Genomic DNA, 19,377 nt, shown 5'->3' with positions numbered 1-19,377 from the left:
CAAGACAAACCCACTTCACCGTTAGAATCAAGAATTGTTCACGTCGTAAAACAACACGCTAGGATGCACCTTATTGGAAAAAAATATGCGAAAGCTGAATCAATAAAGAAGGAAATCGCACGATGCGATGCGAATTGATAGATCATACATAACGATTACCCCAAAGAATCGCGGTCACGAGAGGTTACACCATGACACTTACACAAACACTGCTTCTCACCATTTTTGGGACAGGATTGTTTTCTTTTATCCTTTTTCAGACACTCCATTTTCGCAGGCAAACACGCCTCCTCAAATCGAATATCAGCCATACCATAAAATCGTATCAAGACATCAAACGCATCGCCAAACTCGGCTCCTATCGCATTCACTTAAAAGAGTACAACATGCTCTACTGGTCCCCTGAACTCTATGAAATCTTCGGAGTCGATCCCCTGACCTTTCAACCGTCACTCCAGTCTGTGATTGCCATGATGCACCCAGCCGATGCAGAAAACGGCAGCAAAAGATTGCTGCAAGCCGTAAGAAACAAAGAAAACTATGACAACCACTATCGCATCATCCGCCCAGACGGAACCATTTGTTACGGACATACGCGCGGCGAGATCGTCGTTGATGAAAACGGGGAACCCACCTATCTTTTGGGAACGTTTCAAGACATTACGGATCTTGCCGCAATGCAGCAAGAACTGGCTGCAGTCCACCGCAAACTGGAAAACATCATCGCATACAGCTCCGACCTGATCGCCGTGTTTGACCTGGAAGGACGCGCCCTCATCCTGTCGCCTTCACACAAGGTGCTCCTTGGTTACTCAATTGACAGGATGAAACAGACTACGCTCTTTGACTATATCCATCCAGACGATCGCGAGGAACTGCTCGAAGGCTGGCAGTATCTTTTGCAATCAGGAGTGAGTCGAAGGCGCACCCTCCGCTTTCTTGACGCGCAAAACCGTGTCGTCATCCTGGAGATTCAGGCAGTCCTTATTCCCCCTGCGCAAGACGGGGAAAGCGCGACGGTGCTTAGCATATCGCGTGACATCACGGCACGCTTGAACGCAGAGGAGGCCGTGCGCAAAGCCGATCGCCTCTCGGCCGTCGGCCAAATGGCCGCAGGCATTGCGCACGAAATACGCAACCCACTGACGACATTGCGCGGCTTCCTCGAACTGATGGATTTGGCGAGCGAGGAATCCATTCATCGCTATACTGCCATCATGAAACAAGAAATTGAACACATCAACGCAATTGTCGAAGAACTCTTGTTGCTCGCAAAGCCCACGCGCGGAGACGCTCGCCACATCTCACTCATCCCATTTCTTCGCGAAATGATACACCTTATGACTCCGCAGGCGTTGCTTGAACGCGTCGACATATTTAGTTACTTCCCTGACACCTCGCCGTGCGTCTACGGCGATGAGCAACATCTGCGCCAAGTCATGATCAACATCATGAAAAACAGTCTGGAAGCGCTTCACGACGGTGGACACATTACACTTGCGATTCGCGAAGAAATGGAGCAGGTTGTGATCATCGTCTCAGACAACGGCATTGGCATAAAGCCTGCTGACCTCGCGCGTCTTGGCGAACCATTCTATACAACCAAAAGCACCGGGACAGGTCTTGGACTCGCGGTATGCCAGCAAATCCTTGAGGCGCACAACGGGACACTTCACATCAGCAGCGAGCTTGGAGTCGGAACGCAGATCGAGATTCGACTTCCGCGCTGCACCATGCATAGCGAGGATTGAGGCATAAGAAAGGCCGGACGCATTGCATTGCACCAAAATCTGTGGTAAATTAAGTAGGCAATTGACATGCGGTCGTGGCGGAATTGGCAGACGCGCAAGATTCAGGTTCTTGTGCCCGTCAGGGCGTGGAGGTTCAAGTCCTCTCGACCGCACCACCTGTAAAAGGCTACGCGAATTCGTGTAGCCTTTTTATTTCGTCACCAATAACACACAGTGGCCGATTTTTTTGCGGGGAAGGAGTGACGCGGTTCATGCATCTTTTGCACGGGATTGATTCGATTGAGATCGATCGCCTGAAACGATTTCTCGATCACCGGCGAAGGCTCGCGCGTCTTTTTACGCCTCAGGAAATGACACACGCAGACACCTTCTCAGAGAAACGTCAGATGGAATGGTTTGCCGGCCGCTTTGCCGCAAAGGAGGCCGCCATAAAGGCACTCTACAGCACCGAAAGACGCACTTCGATTCGCTATCTTGACATCGAGGTTACACCTGAAAAAAGTGGGGCCCCGCGATTGACGCTTCACAAAAACGCGCTTGACGTCGCCACATCGCTTTGCGTATCAAGCATCACCCTCAGCATCACCCACAACCACAGTCACGCCATCGCCTCCGTGATCATGCTTTGCAAAGCATAAAATCCCCTTCATCGGAAAACTCTACCGTGTGAATGTCGACGAGGATCCGTCGGCACATCATGCGGTGGAGGGATGCGCGATGTTCAAACAGCGACTCGTCCACGTGCTTGCCTGGATCATCAATCTCTCCGAAGGACCTGCTCCCTATCGCGGACGTTTTAGCCTCAGTCCGAGCGCATATGGACGAGAAGGCTCCGAAGATACAAGCTACAGTGAAACGATGAGTGACAACAAGACTTCTCAAAACAAAGAACCACGCAATCAATCGGACGAAGGTTCTCAAAAAATCAGTCACGTTGATAAGACGGTCATAGAAAAAGACCTCGCCAAAGCGTTTGGCATTCGTCAAGACCAAGCCGCAGATCAGCATAATCAACCAAGTGACAACGCGGCCAAAGATGCGGAGGACCCGAGTCAGCCCTATGAGAGTGTGGGCGAGCGCCGTGAAAAACGCATCACGGCAGAAGACGATGCCAGAAATGATGCAAAGCGTACTCACCACAAGCATCTCCTGCCCGCATCGCTCGCTGAGCAGGAGTCGTATATCAGAAAACTCCTGCACGCAGACCGCAACGCAGACATGGTATTCGCAGAGCACTTTACAGCCGCCCATCAGCGCGTGCTCCTCGTGTACTCAGGCGTCACCGTCAAGGAACCTGCTATCGAACAATTCATCCTGCAAGTCTTTTCACACATCCACGAACCGCTCTCAGACATGACCACACTCGCGCATCTGCTGCCGTGCGCCAATTGGTCTCTTTCCAGCGAGATGAGCGGCCTGCCCGATCAGGTGATCGCCGGAAAAATTCTATTGTTCATGGGTTTTTCCGAAGTGTTGACATGTTCATTTGCCGAACTCAAAGCGCGCGAGATCGGCCAGCCCGTCAATGAATCCATCATACGAGGACCCCAGGAAGCGTTTACAGAAGACCTGAACTACAACATGTCTGTCATGCGCCGTGTGGTGCACTGCAAAGAGCTCATCCTTCAAGTCAAAGCGTTGCAAGACATTGGCTCGACGCGTGTCTGCGTCATGTACCTCGCTGGTCTAACCAATCTTGATCTCGTCGCGGAAGTCAATCGACGTCTCGACAACATCGGGCACATTCCACACGATGCAGTCGGAATGGTCATGCAGTTAATCGAGGACCACCCGTACTCGATCTTGCCGACCACCATCTATAGCGAACGCCCTGACTTTATCGCACGCTATCTCTATCGCGGCTGCGTCGCGCTGATCGTTGAGAATAAACCTCTGGGACTTTTGGCTCCGTCAACCTTACTTATGCAAATGGAGACATCTGACGACTTGTATCAGCGTTTCTGGTTTGTCAATTTCCTGCGAGTCTTGCGCGTCATCTCCATTTTTTGTGCACTGCTGCTACCCGGCCTCTATGTTTCACTTGTGAATTTTCAGCAAGAGATGATCCCGTCTGATCTTCTTCTAACGATCTATTCATCGCGACAAAACATCCCGTTTCCGACGATCATTGAGGTGATGGTTCTAGAACTCAGCTTCGAACTGATCCGCGAAGCGTCTTTGCGCGTGCCAAAAGTGATAGGACCTACGATCGGCATTGTCGGCGCGCTTATTCTCGGTCAGTCCGCCGTACAGGCAGACCTTGTGACACCGATTGTCGTCATCCTGATTTCGATCACAGGTCTTGGTTCATTTGCCGTACCCAATCTTGAACTCAACTTCTCTCTGCGCTATTTGCGATTTATGTTCACATTCGCCAGTTGGATTTTTGGCCTGTTTGGCCTGGGGTGCGCGCTGCTTCTACTGCTCATTTATGTCGCATCCATGCAGTCTTTTGGTGTCCCCTACCTTACGCCGCTTTCCCCATATCGACCGAAGGAAGAAGGAGTTTTTCGAAAGCAGATTATCAAGTACGACGATCTCCCAGGGTCGCTGCGCAGTCGTCCCACCCTAAACGCCGCCTCGCAAAAAGCGGACAGGATGGTGCCACAAACCGTCGAAAAAGCTGATCCAAATCGCCCGGCGGCTGACACAGATTCACCTGCGATAGAAGAAAAGAAAGACGAACAGACCGCCGAACAAAACGCAGAACAGGCGCCATCTGCCCGCCCTTGGCGGACCAGGCGCACCCCCCGCAAGCTGGGGTCAGGCGGCGCTGACAGATCGTCTGAAAAAACACTCTCAAGCGAGTCAGCGACAGCGAGTACATCCTCGACGGCAGACACATCTCAAGCAGGGTCAGCCGACGCGAGTGGGGGTTCTTCCGCATGATCCAAGAGGGTCGTATCAGCAATTTGCATTTGGCGGCCATCGTCGCCGTCGTCATCCTGAGCAAAGCGCTCAATCCTTTTTTTGTCATTCTCGTGCACTACGGCCACTCGGCAGCCGGCCTGCTTGGCATCTTGTCGGCCATTGTCATGTTTCTCATCGTTTTGCCGCTATTTATTGCGGCAAAACCAGACGACAGCTTTGTCAGCCTGGCAAAAAAAAACCTTGGGAACGTTTTGGGCACGCTCATCGGCGCCTCGTCTCTTGTGCTGCTCTATCTCGACGCTTGCGTGAGCATGCGCGCAGACGTTGAGCAAGTGCAGCTCGTCTTTTTGCCGCAAACGCCGCCCACGATCATTGACTATGTCTATCTGCTCTTCATGCTGGTGTGCGCCTATTTTGGGATCGAGGTGCTGGCGCGCGCAACGCTGATCACCTATGTCGTGGTCATCACGACACTGCTCATTCTCATGTTCCTGACTATACCGCAGTGGGACATAAACCATTTTTTCCCGCCTTTGGGACCCGGGATCGGCACACTCGCAAAGCAGAGCGTACTGCACGCTGGTTACTTTGGAGAGATCATCCTATTTTTTATGCTGCGCCCATTTCTGCGCACCTACGCGCAGTTTAAGCGCGGTCTGCTCTGGGGGTATGGATTCGCCGTAGCCATCATCGTCATGGGGCTTTACGTCACGCAGTTCGTGTTGCCTTACCCGTCAAACGATCACCTCTACTATCTTTTTATCGAAGTGGGAAAACTTCTTTACTTCGGCCGCTTTTTTCAACACATTGAGGCGATTTTCGCCTTGTCCTGGCTTCCGATCTCTCTGTTTCGCATGGCCATCTTTCTGCTTGTGATCAGCCTGCAACTCGCCGAGGTGTGCAACTCCAAAAACTATCGGCGCTTCCTCATCACGACCGGGTTTTTGATCTATCTCGGATCGTTTGTGCCGCCAAGCCTCGAGGCGACCATTGACTTTAAAGATGTCTGGCTTCAGCAGCGGAGTATCCCCATTTACGGCGGGTTCGCACTGCTCGTCGGAATCGTCAGTCTGATTCGACGTCGTCACGAAAAACCAGAAGCTCCAGACCATGAGGGTCACGACAAACGCACGACTAAAAAAGGAGGCCGAAAACGTGCGCGCACTGCATAGCCAAAATCCCCCGCGCAATCTTTACCGCACCCTTTGCATGTCTTTTCTTCTCGCTTCATCCCTTGTACTGTCAGGGTGCTGGGACAACCATGAACTGGAAGACCTCACGTTTGTCAGCATCATCGGTGTAGACGAGGCGCCGCAAAAAAACAACATACAAATCTCCTTTCAATATGAGGCGCCGCTCTCCATCCAGGGATCAAACCCAAACGTCACCCAGAACAAAAATATCGTCGCGACATTTGTCACTCCAAGCTTTGGCGCCGCGCGAAATCTCGCCAACATCACAACAGACCGACAAATCTCACTCCTGCAGTGCAAAGCGATCCTTCTTTCCGAAAAATTGATAAAGCACGAAGATGCCATGGAACTTCTGGAGGCACTGGTGCGCGAGCGAGATTTTCGCCGCGATATCGCCGTGATTACAAGTCTTGATCCGATCGAAAAAATCATGCATAAAAATCGCAGCAAACTCGGCAGTTCATCCGCGCGCACCCTGGAAAACCTGCGCAATCAGGTCACCTATACAAGCTATGTGCCAAAAACCACGCTCAACGATTTTTTTATCCGCACCGAGTCAGGAGATTCACTTCCGATCACTCCATTGATCGGGATAAAGTCCCCCCTTCAAGAGACATCCCATCTAAAAAATGAGGATGACGTATTCGCTGGACAGGTACCACTGGATCGCGGCGACAATCCGATTGAAGCGATGGGGGCAGAAGTGTATCAAAACAACATGGGGGTGGGTCACCTGACCGGTGCAGAAGTGCGCATCTATGCGATCATGCGCAAGCAGGCAGGTCAGTTTATCAAGAGTTTTGACGACCCCGTCAGACACGGCGCGCGCGATGCTGTCATGATCAAACAGTATTATTCGCCAGACGTAGCGGCGCATCTCGACAAGAACCAGTTGCATCTCATCATCAATGTCCCACTACAGGCCACGCTCATTGGGACAAACGCAGGCGTCGACTTTGTGCAAAATGCGCACAATACGCGCATTCTCGAACGCGGGCTTGAGAGACATTTTGAAAAAGATACATACGATCTCTTGCATCGCTGCCAGACAGAATTTCACGGCGACATCTTCGGATTCTCTGGCGCCTTGAAGACGAAATTTCTCACAGAACAAGGATGGAAAGCATTCAGATTTACAGAAAAATTCGACCGTGCGAAATTCACAGTGCACTATCACTTGCTGATGAATTCATTCGGAAAGCAGCGCGCACCCTTCAATACGACAGAATAGAAATAGGTGGTACCCCGTTATGATTCTCTTTTTGCGATTCTATCTGCCGATGTTGCTTGTACTGATCTTCTCAGGACCTGTCGTTCCCTACTTGTGGAAAAAAGAACGCGTCTCTTCCATCGTCTTGTCCCTGCTTATTCTCATGACGATCGGTCTGGCAAGCCTTGTGCTCATTGAATATATGACATGGAATTCCACCCTGCCTTGGTAAATGAAATGGGGGGCAGACGCAGTCTATGATTTGAATTTGTGCGCAAGCGACGATCCCCTCAACATTTTGTGACACAATCACATCATGCCTGAGCGGACGACCCGTTGGATCAGGGATGCCAAAATGCTTACCAAGACCCCCATACCGATCAGTAACACCGAGAGCGGAATGATTTGCGCAAGACCTCCGGAAATAAACGAGACCCACGCATAGATCGGCAAGGTATAGGGGTGATACGCCATCATGAGCGTCGCCCCGAATTCACCGACGGCCCGTGCAAAGGTCAGGATGGCCCCAACACCGATTGCCTCTTTGCAAAGGGGCAACACGACATACCAGAAATTGATCCAGGAATCGCCGCCAAGCGTCTGTGTCGCTTCAAGGTATTCTTTTGGCACTTCGCGCATCGCCTGTGAGACATTCAAAATGAGAAAAGGACTCGCGACAAAAAGTTGCGCAAAAACGACCCCTACGCTGCTTCCCGTTAGAGATACACCAAACGTAGTAAACCAAGCGCCAAGCGGCGTGTTTGGACCGTACAGGGTAAGTTCCGCCATCCCGCCGATCAGCGAAGGAATGATCAACGGGATGAGGAGAAATCCGTTTAGCGTCTGATGGATCAGGCGCGGTAGGCGGGAAAGCGCAAAACTCGCGGGAATCCCAAAGAGCATCGTACAGAGTGTCGTGATCGACGCCGTCTGCAAAGACATCAGAAGCGCCGGTAAAAACGCGGGATCTGAAAACAAGCCTTGAAACGACAGGGCGTGACGCGAGACAAACAGTGCGTAGAGCGGCGCAAGGATAAAACTGAACGGAATGATCAGCAAAAGCCAATACATGGGTGCGCGTTTTTTCACGTTTCGTTACGCGCGGACACTGCCCGTAGAAGGCGCCAAGTCTTTTTTCAACAGGGCTGGGATCGCTGAACGAAGTCCATACGCCGTATGAGGCATCGCTGTAAACCCTTCCCGCAAAAGGATTTTGCTCGCGGGTCCTGAGAGCATGTCGTTGACAAAAGCAATCGCCGCCGCTTTATGTCGGGCATTGTTCGGAATGGAAATCGTGAACACGATCGGTTCTGCGTGTGTCGTCTTCCCTTTTTGTGTGAATGTCGCGTTACGATAGAATGCAGCTTCTGCCGGATCGCCGAGATTGATTGCATTTGGCAGTGTGATGTAAGGGACACGCCACTCTTTTGCCTCATGCAAAAAGGCGATCGCTGCATCGACTTGCCCTGTTTTTAGCTGTGCGAGAAGCGCCTCTTCAGGGAAGATCTGCTGCGGATTCTCGATGCTGCCGATGATGCGCGAAGAGAGCGTGTTGTTGTGGTAGTACCGCTGTGCTAGTTGGAGCATTTCAACCGTCATGACGCCTTTGGGGTCGATCTTCGGGTCGGTACGGCCGAGGCGAAACCCTTTTTGCTCGAGAACTTTGTACCACGGCAAGCGATGCAGCGCTGCGAGTCGAAGGTCTTTGGCGTAACGGCTTGTCGAGTTGTAGGCGATGACGAGTTGATCCTTTGCAAGCGTGATGTACCATGTCTCCAGATTGTGATTCGCCTTTCCCATGAGCAGCGATGTGTTGACAGAAGGCGCGGCACTGATGAATACATCAGGCTGACCCAGTCCGCTTCTCATCATCTGGGCGAGCGCGACCGATCCCATCCCTTTGCCTTGATACGTATCTCCTGTCATCTTGTCAAACTGCGGTCCGATCGCCTGCTCCATGACCTGTGTCATCGAACCTGCGTAGTACACACTAAGCGGCGTGTGTGTGACAGCAGGCGCCGCACGGCGGGGAGCGGGTTTTGGCTGCGCAGCGTTTTTTGGGGCGCCAAACGCGTGGGTTGCGCTGAGTGCCCCGGCTACGAGTGACACAGAGGCGATCGTAAAGAATGTAAAACGAATGCGCTGTGCGCCTTTTCTTGAAATAGGTTTCATGATGCACCCCTCTTCTTTATTACCCACAAATGGCACGGACACTGGTTATGGCAGTGTTTGTCCCACAGCGGACACATCGTACGGGCCGCTGGTCTTTAGAAGCGTCAAAAAAGCGTCGGAAAAAAGGGTCTGCAGGGCATTTGCAACGACCGGATGCGCGGGATCCACCGCAAAAGACAACACGGAGGCATCCTCGCTTAATGAAACAAAGTCGAGCTTGCAAGCAGTTGCTTCCGGTTCCGGCATGACGCCAAGATCTGCAAACCGACACGCCACCGCTTCTGCGACATGCGCGTGAGAAGGAAGCTCTACATCATACCCCGCGAGTTCATCCGCACGCACGCCATTTTCAAGTGTCCACCGGTCAAGCGCAAGCCGCGCGCCTGCACCACGTGGGCGATTGACCAGACGCATCCTTTTGATACGCTCTGCGTCAGGCGCCGCGAAGCGATCACCCGCAAAACCGAATCCAAGTCGATAGCGCGTGAATTGAAGGCGCGTCTTTATGACCCCTGGATCATCTTCAAAAGGAAAGTGCAGACCGAAATGCGTTGCGGCGGCATGCACCTTTTTTTCTCTGAGATACTTAAGCGCTGTCTGATTGTCGCAATTGATCCAAAACGCAACCGGTTTTCCTGCGGCGTAATTGATCGCCTGCACCCAAAGTCCAAGCGCACTGTCGCACCCTGCCACCAAAAAAGCTTCGTCCGGTTGAACGCTGTACGCCGTGGCCGCGACGCGTATGTATACACCATCTGTCTCTGTGATGCGCGCGTTTGAAAGCATCCCATCCACTCGGCGGTTGCCCGCTTGGCGCGCAGTGTGAACGACGGTCTGTCCGGCAATTCGAGCGAGAAATAGCGGCTCGCCAACGCGCATGCCTGGCATGTAAAAAGAAGGCGTCTCATCAAGAAAAAAAAAGGTCTTCCACACGGCACTGAAAGATTTGCGCAAGCGTAAGCGCAATCGCCGTATTTGGAATGACTGCACCCTTTTCAATCGCGCTAAGCGCCTGACGCGTAACGCCTGCGCGCAATGCGAGATCCTCCTGGGTAAGCGATGCGCGCTTTCGCATCTCCTTCAGTCTGTTTTGCATGAATGCACCTCGCTCAACCACAAAATAGCAATCAAATATAACATCTATGCAAAAATAATTGCGCATTACCTATGATGAAGATAGGAGGAGTATCTGTCAAGCGCGTTTCCATCCTTGCGCGATCACAATCTCCAAAGAAGCGCTATTCACAACAACGCCGCAAACACTTCAGCTTGCCGCTCATAGAGGCAAAGATCCGCGCGCTCATCAAACTCGGTTGGCTCAAGATTGATCACGACGCGCTTTGCCGCTTGCGAAGCGTACTGAGGAAGACTTGCAACAGGCTCCACGGTCAGGCTGCTGCCGATGACAAGAAGCAGATCTGCGCGGGCAACGGCATAAAAAGCATCCTGGAAGTGGCGCACGGGTTGCTCGAATAAAACGATGTCAGGCTGCAGGATTTCTTGGCAGTCTCCGCCTTTTAGCGTGTAGGCGTGACAGTGAGGAACATCTTGCGCCAGAATCTCAGCAAGTGAATAGCGCGCGCTGCAGCGCGGACAAACCGCAGCGTGCACATTACCGTGCATCTCAAGGACGCGGGTGCTCCCAGCCGCAGTGTGAAGCCCGTCCACATTCTGCGTGAGGATGGTTACCTCTTTTCCCATGCGCTCGAATTCCACCAGCGCGCGATGGCCATCATTGGGCTTTGCCGCAAGGAATTCTTTGCGCAAAAAAACGGCTTTGTACTCAGGCCAGAACGATTCGGGGGAGGTCCGATAATAGGACTCCGACATGCGCTGCGCGCGTGCCGCATCCTCAAAGAATCCACCGGCGCTGCGAAAGTCAGGGATGCCTGACTCTGTGCTCATTCCAGCCCCCGTGAGAACCGCCAGACGCTTGCTTGCTTTAATCATGGATCGCAAAATGGAAACGGAATCGTTTGCAGGATTCATGCGTTTTCCCCCTCTCTCTCTAATCGTGGATGAAACATCACGCAGATGTGCTCTGTCTGCACAAAAACACGGTCGCGCCGCACAATGACACATCCCAGGGTCAGCGCGCTGATCTCTGGGCTCTCGTCGACAAGCGTCGAGATGCGCAAGAGAAGCTCTGTGAGCGCGCGGGATGGATGCGCGTCTGCACCAGCGGATGACAGATCGGCACACTTACGTACGCGCTGCTTAAGCGCGTACGACGAAAGTTCACGCGCGTCCACATCGGTGAGCGGCGTGATGCGAATCGCGCCCGGATCGCGCGGAAGCGCGTCTGATTGACCATAATCATCCAAAGGTTTGAGCCTCATCAACAACCCAAACAGCGGATCAGATGTGACGCGCAGAGTAAAAACATCTTCGTCACACGCGCTGCCTTTCTCTTCGGCCGAGCACACGGCGGCTACCGTCTGCGCCTGATCGTCAAGGGCAACACCACAGAGCTTCATGAGCGCGCGCGCAGATTCTTTGCAAAGTGTATCCGCACGCGCAGAGCAGGCGATTACTTCTGCGCGAATCGCCGCGTGATCCCATCCTTCAAATTCGGGGATCGAGCCGCGGCTCTCGGCTTTTCTCGTCGCGTATTCTGCCACCTTAGAGAGAGCGCGCACCGCTTGCTCAGGAAATGGATAGATCGGGATGGCGACACCTTCCACCTCGATAGCGCGCTGTTTCTCTTCACCCATCATCAGCAGATTAGCCACCACAGGCTTTTGCTCATCCTGTGACGCATCTGCGTAGACCTCATGAACCGCCTCACCGATCGCCTGCAGCACAGTCTCCTCATCCGCGACACCAACCGGCGTGAAGATCACAATCACCGCGTCGACGGATGGATCGCGCAAAACGTGCGGAACGACAGCGCGGTAGCTGTCTGCCAATTCCTCAAAGCCAAGATTGACAAGCGGTCCGACAAACTCAAGCCCCTCGCGTGTTAGCATGTCTGCCGCGATCACGGCACCTCCCGCCGTGTTTGTCACGATCGCGACGCGCCGACCGCGCGGCAGGCGCTTTGTAAAAAGCAGTGCGGCGACGTCAAAGATCTCTTGCAGCGTGTCGACGCGAATGATGCCTGTTTGCCGAAACAGCGCATCGACAAGCACATCCGAGGCGACCTGTGTGGTCTGGCGCGTATCTGAAAGCGAGACACCGGCCGCTGTACGCGCGCTTTTAACGACGAGGATGGGCTTTTTTTGCGCCATTCTGCGCACAATCCGCGAAAATTTCCGAGGATTTCCGAATGATTCGAGATAAAGTGCGACCATTTCTGTCTGCGGATCATCTTCCCAATACTGAAGGAGATCATTGCCGGAAACGTCAGCCCGATTGCCAAGGCTCACAAACGAAGCGATTCCGACCCCCATGCGTGTCGCATACTCTAAGATCGCGACACCAAGCGCTCCGGAGTGGCTGGCAATCGAAAGAACTCCATGCTTTGGCATCACAGGTGAGAAACTGGCATTCAGGTTTATTTCACGATCTGTATTGACAACGCCCATTCCGTTAGGGCCGAGCAGTCGCCCGCCTGCGCTGCGAACAAGCGCGACCATCTCTTCTTGGCGCGCTGCGCCCTGCGCGTCTGTCTCAGCAAACCCAGACGACGTGACCATGATGGCGCGAATGCCTGCTTGAACGCACGATGCGACAACGGCAAGTGTCATCTTTGCAGGTACGACAAGGATCGCAAGGTCAATCGGATCAGGGATCGCCTCCACATCCTGATATGCGCGCACGCCAGAGACTGCATACGCCGTCTTATTGACCGGGAAGACGGCTCCCTGATACTCAGAGAACAAGATGTGTCGCAAAAGCTGATGACCAAGGCGCGCAGGGTCGCGCGACGCGCCGATCAGCGCGATGGACTGGGGGCGGAAAAACGGTGCAAGTGAGCGAGCCGTCGCCGCTTTCTCGCGACTCTCGCGCAAAGAACGACTCTGTTCTGTCGAGGCGAGCGGAAGTTCATAGCGGATGGTTGTAAATGTTGCGTCACTCTTGACCGCATAGCCGCTCTGGCGAAAGACATGCTGCATGGCCGTGTTTTCCCGAAGCACAAGCGCCTCAAACCGCGTGATGCCATGCCGCCAGGCGTACTCGGCAAGATGTTCCAAAAGCAGCGTACCCAAGCCCATATTGCGCAGTTGGTCATCGACGAGAAACGCAACTTCTGCCATCGCATCATCGCTGCGCATGTAGTTGCCCATGGCGAGCGTCTCCTCGCGCGCGATGCAAAGGAGGGTGACGCCATGCGCGCCGCCGTCTGCGATCATTTTTCGTATCATCGCGTCACTCACATGCTTTACGGCATGCATAAAGCGCGCGTACAGACTGTCGCGGGATACCCGTTCGTAGAGGGAACGGATACGCGCCACGTCGTCATCCGACTGTGTGGCGACCACCATTGTCGCCACGCGCCCGTCACGCAAGATGATGCGCGTCATGACCATCTCCTCCCAATCTCTCATCGCCGTGAAGCGGAGGAAGTGTCATCGTATTGACTCGCTCCAAAAGCACCGGATCGAGGATGCGCAGTGTCACGATCGGCAGTTGAAGATCTGCGATTCTCTGCGGTGACACGACGCGCTCAAACAGCGCGCGCGGGATTTGGTCAAAGACACGCCCTGTATCGCGCAGCATCGCATCGATGTCTATCGCTTCATAAACGGGGCGGATGGATTGGACATACCTTTTTGCGCGCAGCCACATGGGGTAGGCTCCACGCACGTTTCCGTTTTCGAGATGGTAGAGACAAACCGCCGCCTGAATCAGCCCTTTAAGAAATTCCGGACGCCCTGAATCAAGCCACAGCGATTCGCCGTATTCATGGCAGAGAAAATAATCGCGTCGAATGTTATAACAGTGAAGATAGGCAAGCAATCGCTCGTCCAATGGCAAAATCCCCTCATCGCGTGGCGTGGATCGCGCAGTATCTCTCACTCAATCTCATATGCGACAACCCGGTTTTTCCCATTTCTTTTGGCAGTATAGAGGGCGTGATCGGCGTGAATCAAGAGAGTCTCCGGAAGCAGTCCATCTTTTGGCGCATAGGCAAAACCGATGCTCGGGGTGACCCGAAGCGTCCAATCCTCATAGAGAATCTTCTCTGAGAGCGCCGCGAGAATATGATCAGCAAAAGACTGTGCCTCTTTTGGTGAGGCGAGTTTGCATACAACGACACAAAACTCATCGCCTCCCAACCGAAACGCGCTCACATGCTTGCTTTCGATCCCTCGCAATCGCTCGGCAACCCCGCAGATCAACGCATCGCCTGCGTGATGGCCGTACGTGTCGTTCACCCTTTTGAATTCATCAAGATCAATGATAAAAACGGCAACCCCCATGTGCGGCAGGCTTGCCGCGAGACATGTTTTTATATGCGTATCAAGGCTTCTGCGGTTGAAAAGATGCGTCAACGGATCGTGATACGCCAAAAATTCAACCTGCGCTTTCGCGTTCTTTTCTTCGGTCACATCTGTGGTGATGCCGAAAACACCACGAATTTGCCCATTGATCGTCATCGGCACGTACGTCACGCTGAGTTTGATGCTGCAGCCAGACTTGTGAATCGTCGCCATCTCAAAGGTGGAGGCGACTCCTTTGAGTGCCTGCCGAAAATTTCGAATCGCTGTCACGCGATCCTCAGGATGCACATATTTGAGCGAAGAACTGCCAATCAACTCTTCTGCAGTGTAGCCGGTCAAACGCTCCGTCGCCGGGTTGACCTGTGTAAAGATACCGCTTCCATCCATCGCGTAAATCGCGTTTGGGTTGAACTCAAACAGCGAGCGAAAGCGCTGCTCGTTGATGCGAACCAACTCCCACGCCTTGTGGATCTCCGTGACATCTCGCCCGACTACGAGTACACCGACCCACTCGCCTGCATCGTAGATCGGTTTTGCGTGTACTTCAAGATGGATATATTCATCGTTTGCATTTTTAAATTTAAAATCTGTCGCAATGCCATCCGCATGATTGGGTAGCATAAAAAAGCGATCTTTGATACGTGCCTGATCGCTTGGATGAAGATATGTAAACGCATTTTTATGAAGAAGTTCATCAACCCGGTACCCTAGTCTGAAGTGATGGGAGGGAGAGGCGTACACATAGTTTCCCTCACAATCAAGGAAACCAATCATATCCGTCATATTTTCAGCAATCAGACGGTACATTTGCTCGCGGTTAGGCGTAAACGACAAGTGTTCATTCTCCCTTGAGGCCAAAGCCTAATGATTGAACCCTGTCCCTCATTCTATAACAATCGAGAAAGTCTTGGAATACCTCCATATAGTGAATTAACGTGAGCTGCACCAAAGTGCAGCTCACTGCTGTCATCAAACAGTCGGGACTGTGTTGCACACCGTGGTATACGACGGTATGAGCAGGAAAAACAGTACAAAGATGATTAGAAACACGACGGCCCAGCGCGTATAGCCACCAAACACTCCGTACATGGATATCCTCCTCTCGTGCGTATTCATCCTTACCTTATTCAGCGATCCATCTTTTGTTTGGGTATTTATCTAAGCGATTCACCCAATCCTTTAAGAATAAAAAAACTGCTCTTCAAAAGAGCAGCCTTACAGAGCGCGAAATTCGTGAACAAAGAACATGAGATCCGGTTCAAAAGACGCATTCGAATGCAGATTGGACAGATGGCGGTGATACGCTGAGAGCGATTCGTAGCCTTCTTTCTGCGCATCCTCATCCGAAATATCGCGAAATGCTTGTCGATAAACATCCGTCAGTTCAAAGATACGGCCAGAAAGTGTAAAGCGATCGCCTGGATCTCCAAAGCGTTTGCTCCTGCGCTGAGCGCGTTTGATTCCGTCGAGCGCTTTTTTTACATCCATCGGATCCGTGATGAAATTTTCAATAAAGCGAGGTTTTGATTCATTGTCCAATCGCGAAACCTCCCGATTTTATACGCGCAACGCTCACCGCGTTTGCGTGTGATGGGTCGTCAACACGAGAAAAACGTATGTATCAAAGGGGCACTTCAAATGAAAGTGCGCGAGCAAGCAATAAGCCGAGTTCTGTCTCCTCACGTACTCAGTCAGCCATCAAGTTCATGGCCTCGCACGGATCGAGGCGGCAATCATCTATCTAGGCGACGCATCTCTGCGCCGCTCAAGCAACCTACCCGAGTGCGTGGCGGGTCACCACAATGCACTCCTATGCGGTCTTGCTCCAGGTGGGGTTTACCTAGCCGACGCGTCACCGCGCCGCTGGTGCGCTCTTACCGCACCGTTGCATCCTTGCCTGTGAAGCATCACTGCTTCCATCGGCGGTCTCCATGTCTGTGGCACTTTCCTTAGGATTGCTCCCACTGGGGGTTACCCAGCACCACGCCCTGTGGAGCTCGGACTTTCCTCCCGTGCGACCTTTCGGTGCTGCACCGGCGATTGCCTCGCTTACTCGCGCCTGCCTGTTATATCATAGAGCATGGGAAGGTTGCAATCGCGCATTTTCTCAACGCGATCATTTTTTACCAATTTCATGCTGACATTGAACCTGTTGGGTCGCTCATACGTCTCAACCATAGAGCCGCAAGGAGGTGGACGGCGCGCAAAACGACGACCCTGCACTGCTTAAGCTTGTGGAATGGGCGATGCGCGGGGAGCAAAACGCAATCAACGATTTGATTCGCGCATCTGCGCGCCTCGCCTACCCTGTGGCATACGGCATTTTGCAAAATCGCCATGACGCTGAGGATGCTGTGTCAGAGGCAATGTACAAAGTCATTAAAAACTTGCACCGCGTCGAGACAAGCGCCGCATATCGCGGCTGGCTGACCACTCTGACGAGTCGAACCGCAATTGATCTGAGCCGAAGACGGGCACGGCGCCAAGCCCGTGAAGAAGTGCAGGAACGCCTTCCTGAAACAGAGGCGCGCTACACAGACGCAAGCGATCGCCTTGCCTTGCGGGAGGCGCTGGCAGAACTAAGCCCGGAACATCGCGCAATTTTGCTCTTGCGTGAACGGGACGGGTATGATTACAAAGAAATCAGCGCCATGCTGCAACTTCCACTTGGCACCGTGAAATCTCGTCTCGCCTATGCGCGAAAAGCGCTTGAAAGACAGTTGGGTACCCAATATAACGACTGATGACAGGATGTGAGCGATTGAACATTCGAATTCCTGAACGTCGGGAAAGTACGCTTACAAAACTTGAGGATCCCGTAAAATCACATCTCCTTGCGGCGTTTGAAGAAGCACCAGACGAGGCGTGGATCGAACAACTGGTCAGCGCACTGCAAACCAGGCTCAGTCGCCGAACACAGCGCGCTGTTCGCATGACAGCTTGGATCAGCGCCGTCGGATTTCTTTCTCCGCTCGCGCTTTTCATCGCCTTTCTCATGAGCCCATACTGGCGTGTGACAACGTCCGTGATGACCATTGCGCCACACGCGCTCGCGCTAAAATCTGGCGCACTTCCGCTGCTCGGAGATTTTGCGCTCATAGCTTTTTGCGCTCTGCTCACCCTCTTTGCCGTGCGGCTTGTCCGGGTATCGACATGAAGCGTACCGTTTTTCACGCCACACACCATTTTCGCGCAGTAAAGCTTGCACTCGCCTTGATCAGCATCTTTTTCGTGTGTCTCTTGCCGTTGCGTCCCGCGCATGCGAGCAGTCTGAATCACAACGCCAACACGAACAGCTTGACCGTATCTCCATCACAAAACGTCGATGCTGTACTCGCGATTGGCCACTCTGTCACGATACTCGGCACGGTCAGCAACACAGTCGCCGTTTTTATGGGCAACGTAACCGTTGGCCCCCACGCGCAGATCGGCGTGATCCTCGACATTGGCGGCGTTGTCCATCTCGCCCCGGGCGCAGTCGTGAGCGAAGGGATTTTCATCATCGACAGTCATCGACAAACCCTTGCCGCTCTCGCTTTTGGCGGATTGATGAGCCTCGCCGTTTACGGTTTTCGCGTCGTCTTGGCCGCTTTTTTATTCATTTGGTTGCTTGTCACCGGATTTTTCATCGCACGCCGGCGCACACCGTCAACTTCACTCGCGTTTGAACGGCCACTTCGCATCTTTTTCGCCGGGCTGACCATGACCGTCATTCCACTTCTGTTCACCGCCATGACGGCCCATTTTCTCAGCCTTTGGCCGATTACGGCGATCATTGTGCTGCTCTATCTCCTCAGCGCACTTGTGGGTATGTCTGTGCGCGCAGGCGCGATTGGACGAATGATTGCAAAAACACTGGGTGAATCCGATCGGCGAGCACCTTTGTACGGTGCGCTCGCGGTTTTGCTTCTCACCAATGTCCCGCTCATCGGACTCTTGATCCTGCTTCTTTTCATCGTGGATTCCGTTGGATTATTTCTGTTCCTGCTGCGCATGAAAACAGGATCGATGCGTCAGGAAAAATAGCGTTCGCGCAGCACACAGAGCGCATCCCGCTCTGCCTCGACCTGAGCGCGGCGCATAAGCGCGTCCTCTGAATCGCCGCGCTTTAAGGCGCAAAGAATGCGATCGCGCGCGGCAAGTTCCTGTTCCAAATGTTCATGGGCCAGCCTGCAGCCACTCTTTAGCGGCACTTCACCAAGAGCAAACGTCATGCGCAAGGCGGCGGGGAGCGTCTCGAAGGGCGGCAGTTTGTTAAGCGCATCCCGCACGTCTTCCTGATTGCGGCACGCGTCACCCAAAACATCAAACGCGAGACACGCATATGAAACACCCCGATCCACAACGCGCACATCTGCGCGCGTTGTCCACCCCAAACGTTTTGCAAGATAACGCAGTGATCCTGCTGAATCCATCGGTTGAAGCACCAGGCGAAACCCTTCTTGCGCGATGTGCGGCAGAGCGTTTTGATCAGTCAGAATCGCATAGATCGTCTTTCCGCCCATACCAGCGATTGTCACCGTGTCAATCTCCCCACAGCGAATCGGTGCAAACCCGTCTCCAAGTCGACAGTCAATGCGCGTTTCAAGCGCCGCCTCTTTCACGCGACGACGGCTCGCGGCAAGCGGACCTTCCACCACCTCAACCGCAATCGCCGCATTTGCCTGCCCTTTCCTGACGAGCGCAATCGGCAGTCCTGCGTGATCGCTTCCAAGATCGGCAACACAGCCGCGGACACCGACAAGCGACGAAACGCGACTGAGCCGCAGTGAAAGCCCTTGATTCATCCTCAA

At 53.2% G+C, this 19,377-nt stretch carries 19 protein-coding genes, 1 tRNA gene and 1 other RNA gene; 10 read left to right on the top strand and 11 right to left on the bottom strand.

All coding sequences use genetic code 11. From position 1 onward, the window contains the following. Positions 1-191 precede the first annotated feature (191 nt). The 7 genes from ATW55_RS00490 to ATW55_RS00460 all read left to right on the top strand — a co-directional run bounded on the left by ATW55_RS00490 (position 192) and on the right by ATW55_RS00460 (position 7,257). Positions 192-1,751, top strand: a complete 1,560-nt coding sequence (locus tag ATW55_RS00490) for a PAS domain-containing sensor histidine kinase (protein WP_067710978.1) — start codon at positions 192-194, stop codon at positions 1,749-1,751. Positions 1,752-1,819: 68 nt separating this feature from the next. Beyond that, positions 1,820-1,906, top strand: a tRNA-Leu gene (locus ATW55_RS00485). A gap of 96 nt (positions 1,907-2,002) precedes the next feature. Then, a complete protein-coding gene (acpS, locus tag ATW55_RS00480) occupies positions 2,003-2,389 on the top strand; it encodes a holo-ACP synthase (RefSeq protein WP_067710977.1) in 387 nt (128 codons plus the stop codon). Positions 2,390-2,468: 79 nt separating this feature from the next. Further along, positions 2,469-4,640, top strand: a complete 2,172-nt coding sequence (locus ATW55_RS00475) for a spore germination protein (protein ID WP_067710976.1) — start codon at positions 2,469-2,471, stop codon at positions 4,638-4,640. Then, complete coding sequence (locus tag ATW55_RS00470; protein WP_067710975.1) at positions 4,637-5,794, top strand: GerAB/ArcD/ProY family transporter; 1,158 nt, start codon at positions 4,637-4,639, stop codon at positions 5,792-5,794. Before ATW55_RS00475 ends, ATW55_RS00470 begins: the two co-directional genes overlap by 4 nt. Next, a complete protein-coding gene (locus ATW55_RS00465) occupies positions 5,778-7,046 on the top strand; it encodes a Ger(x)C family spore germination protein (RefSeq protein ID WP_067710973.1) in 1,269 nt (422 codons plus the stop codon). The genes ATW55_RS00470 and ATW55_RS00465 overlap by 17 nt, the downstream gene beginning before the upstream one ends. 19 nt (positions 7,047-7,065) lie before the next feature. Beyond that, a complete protein-coding gene (locus ATW55_RS00460; protein ID WP_067710971.1) occupies positions 7,066-7,257 on the top strand; it encodes a hypothetical protein in 192 nt (63 codons plus the stop codon). A 77-nt stretch (positions 7,258-7,334) separates the two neighbouring features. On the opposite strand, the gene ATW55_RS00455 is transcribed toward ATW55_RS00460, so the two are convergent. The 10 genes from ATW55_RS00455 to rnpB form a co-directional block, all read right to left on the bottom strand. After that, the gene (locus ATW55_RS00455; protein ID WP_067710969.1) at positions 7,335-8,114 is read right to left on the bottom strand and encodes an ABC transporter permease; all 780 of its coding nucleotides are present in this window, start codon (positions 8,112-8,114) and stop codon (positions 7,335-7,337) included. A gap of 6 nt (positions 8,115-8,120) precedes the next feature. Then, positions 8,121-9,197, bottom strand: a complete 1,077-nt coding sequence (locus ATW55_RS00450; RefSeq protein ID WP_067710967.1) for an extracellular solute-binding protein — start codon at positions 9,195-9,197, stop codon at positions 8,121-8,123. Between the two features lie 45 nt (positions 9,198-9,242). Continuing rightward, entirely contained in the window at positions 9,243-10,085 is an 843-nt protein-coding gene (locus tag ATW55_RS00445) for a substrate-binding domain-containing protein (RefSeq protein WP_153004952.1), read from the bottom strand. A 19-nt stretch (positions 10,086-10,104) separates the two neighbouring features. Further along, positions 10,105-10,293, bottom strand: a complete 189-nt coding sequence (locus tag ATW55_RS00440; protein ID WP_067710963.1) for a helix-turn-helix transcriptional regulator — start codon at positions 10,291-10,293, stop codon at positions 10,105-10,107. A gap of 146 nt (positions 10,294-10,439) precedes the next feature. Then, positions 10,440-11,186, bottom strand: a complete 747-nt coding sequence (locus ATW55_RS00435) for an NAD-dependent protein deacylase (protein ID WP_067710961.1) — start codon at positions 11,184-11,186, stop codon at positions 10,440-10,442. Beyond that, positions 11,183-13,663, bottom strand: a complete 2,481-nt coding sequence (locus ATW55_RS00430; protein ID WP_067710959.1) for a GNAT family N-acetyltransferase — start codon at positions 13,661-13,663, stop codon at positions 11,183-11,185. Before ATW55_RS00430 ends, ATW55_RS00435 begins: the two co-directional genes overlap by 4 nt. Beyond that, on the bottom strand, positions 13,641-14,111 hold the full coding sequence (locus ATW55_RS00425) for a DUF309 domain-containing protein (RefSeq protein ID WP_067710957.1): 471 nt from the start codon (positions 14,109-14,111) through the stop codon (positions 13,641-13,643). Before ATW55_RS00425 ends, ATW55_RS00430 begins: the two co-directional genes overlap by 23 nt. A 44-nt stretch (positions 14,112-14,155) precedes the next feature. Further along, positions 14,156-15,418, bottom strand: coding sequence for a GGDEF domain-containing protein (locus ATW55_RS00420; RefSeq protein WP_067710955.1), 1,263 nt, complete (start codon positions 15,416-15,418; stop codon positions 14,156-14,158). A 381-nt stretch (positions 15,419-15,799) separates the two neighbouring features. After that, on the bottom strand, positions 15,800-16,123 hold the full coding sequence (locus ATW55_RS00415) for a hypothetical protein (RefSeq protein WP_067710953.1): 324 nt from the start codon (positions 16,121-16,123) through the stop codon (positions 15,800-15,802). A 106-nt stretch (positions 16,124-16,229) separates the two neighbouring features. Beyond that, positions 16,230-16,640: RNase P RNA component class A (rnpB, locus tag ATW55_RS00410), an RNA gene on the bottom strand. 136 nt (positions 16,641-16,776) lie between these two features. Here rnpB and ATW55_RS00405 point away from each other — a divergent pair. The 3 genes from ATW55_RS00405 to ATW55_RS00395 are packed head-to-tail and all read left to right on the top strand — an operon-like array spanning position 16,777 to position 18,610. Next, positions 16,777-17,328, top strand: a complete 552-nt coding sequence (locus ATW55_RS00405) for an RNA polymerase sigma factor (protein ID WP_067710951.1) — start codon at positions 16,777-16,779, stop codon at positions 17,326-17,328. A 17-nt stretch (positions 17,329-17,345) separates the two neighbouring features. Continuing rightward, complete coding sequence (locus ATW55_RS00400) at positions 17,346-17,741, top strand: hypothetical protein (protein WP_067710949.1); 396 nt, start codon at positions 17,346-17,348, stop codon at positions 17,739-17,741. Then, positions 17,738-18,610: a hypothetical protein gene (locus tag ATW55_RS00395; RefSeq protein ID WP_067710947.1), complete on the top strand. Its 873-nt coding sequence runs from the start codon at positions 17,738-17,740 to the stop codon at positions 18,608-18,610. The genes ATW55_RS00400 and ATW55_RS00395 overlap by 4 nt, the downstream gene beginning before the upstream one ends. On the opposite strand, the gene ATW55_RS00390 is transcribed toward ATW55_RS00395, so the two are convergent. Then, positions 18,598-19,371, bottom strand: a complete 774-nt coding sequence (locus tag ATW55_RS00390) for a tRNA (adenine(22)-N(1))-methyltransferase (protein WP_067710945.1) — start codon at positions 19,369-19,371, stop codon at positions 18,598-18,600. The two genes, ATW55_RS00395 and ATW55_RS00390, sit on opposite strands and share 13 nt — an antisense overlap. Positions 19,372-19,377 lie beyond the last annotated feature (6 nt).

Origin of the sequence: Ferroacidibacillus organovorans (genome assembly GCF_001516615.1) — a bacterium.
In the GTDB taxonomy this organism is placed as follows: domain Bacteria; phylum Bacillota; class Bacilli; order Alicyclobacillales; family SLC66; genus Ferroacidibacillus; species Ferroacidibacillus ferrooxidans_B.
This window is presented reverse-complemented; position numbering and strand designations above follow the sequence as displayed.

Bases quoted from the DNA above. Each gene is read 5' to 3' on its own strand.
- ATW55_RS00490 (WP_067710978.1), top strand. From the start codon at position 192: ATGACACTTACACAAACACTGCTTCTCACCATTTTTGGGACAGGATTG.
- acpS (WP_067710977.1), top strand. From the start codon at position 2,003: ATGCATCTTTTGCACGGGATTGATTCGATTGAGATCGATCGCCTGAAA.
- ATW55_RS00475 (WP_067710976.1), top strand. From the start codon at position 2,469: ATGTTCAAACAGCGACTCGTCCACGTGCTTGCCTGGATCATCAATCTC.
- ATW55_RS00470 (WP_067710975.1), top strand. From the start codon at position 4,637: ATGATCCAAGAGGGTCGTATCAGCAATTTGCATTTGGCGGCCATCGTC.
- ATW55_RS00460 (WP_067710971.1), top strand. From the start codon at position 7,066: ATGATTCTCTTTTTGCGATTCTATCTGCCGATGTTGCTTGTACTGATC.
- ATW55_RS00450 (WP_067710967.1), bottom strand. From the start codon at position 9,197: ATGAAACCTATTTCAAGAAAAGGCGCACAGCGCATTCGTTTTACATTC.
- ATW55_RS00445 (WP_153004952.1), bottom strand. From the start codon at position 10,085: ATGCCAGGCATGCGCGTTGGCGAGCCGCTATTTCTCGCTCGAATTGCC.
- ATW55_RS00440 (WP_067710963.1), bottom strand. From the start codon at position 10,293: ATGCAAAACAGACTGAAGGAGATGCGAAAGCGCGCATCGCTTACCCAG.
- ATW55_RS00435 (WP_067710961.1), bottom strand. From the start codon at position 11,186: ATGAATCCTGCAAACGATTCCGTTTCCATTTTGCGATCCATGATTAAA.
- ATW55_RS00430 (WP_067710959.1), bottom strand. From the start codon at position 13,663: ATGACGCGCATCATCTTGCGTGACGGGCGCGTGGCGACAATGGTGGTC.
- ATW55_RS00395 (WP_067710947.1), top strand. From the start codon at position 17,738: ATGAAGCGTACCGTTTTTCACGCCACACACCATTTTCGCGCAGTAAAG.
- ATW55_RS00390 (WP_067710945.1), bottom strand. From the start codon at position 19,371: ATGAATCAAGGGCTTTCACTGCGGCTCAGTCGCGTTTCGTCGCTTGTC.